Raw genomic sequence first — 405 nt, 5'->3', positions numbered from 1 at the left:
GAGTATGAGTACAGTTTAGATGGAGGTCCATGGCAAGATGAACCCATATTTGTTGATGTCTCTTTAGGAGAGCATGTTGTTACAGCACGCGATAAGAATGGATGTGGAGAGGGAAGTGATGAAGTTATCGTTATGGATTATCCAAAATTCTTCACTCCAAATGGAGATGGATATAATGATACATGGAACATTAGTGCAATAAATAATCAACCAAACGCAAAAATTTATATATTTGACAGATATGGAAAATTACTCAAGCAACTTAGTCCAACAGGAATAGGTTGGAATGGTACCTATAATGGTAATGCAATGCCAACAAGTGATTATTGGTTTGTAGTTGAGTATAATGAACCTAATACAGGTGACCGTAAAGAATTTAAAGCCCATTTTACCCTGAAAAGATAA

At 35.6% G+C, this 405-nt stretch carries 1 protein-coding gene; it reads left to right on the top strand.

Annotation, left to right across the window (positions count from 1 at the left end):
- On the top strand, positions 1–405 hold a 405-nt coding region (locus Q0893_RS19515; RefSeq protein ID WP_299278968.1), incomplete at its 5' end, for a T9SS type B sorting domain-containing protein.

This window comes from uncultured Psychroserpens sp. (assembly GCF_947494225.1).
In the GTDB taxonomy this organism is placed as follows: Bacteria; Bacteroidota; Bacteroidia; order Flavobacteriales; family Flavobacteriaceae; genus Psychroserpens.
The sequence above is the reverse complement of the archived record's forward strand: the minus strand, read 5'-3'. Positions and strand labels throughout refer to the sequence as shown.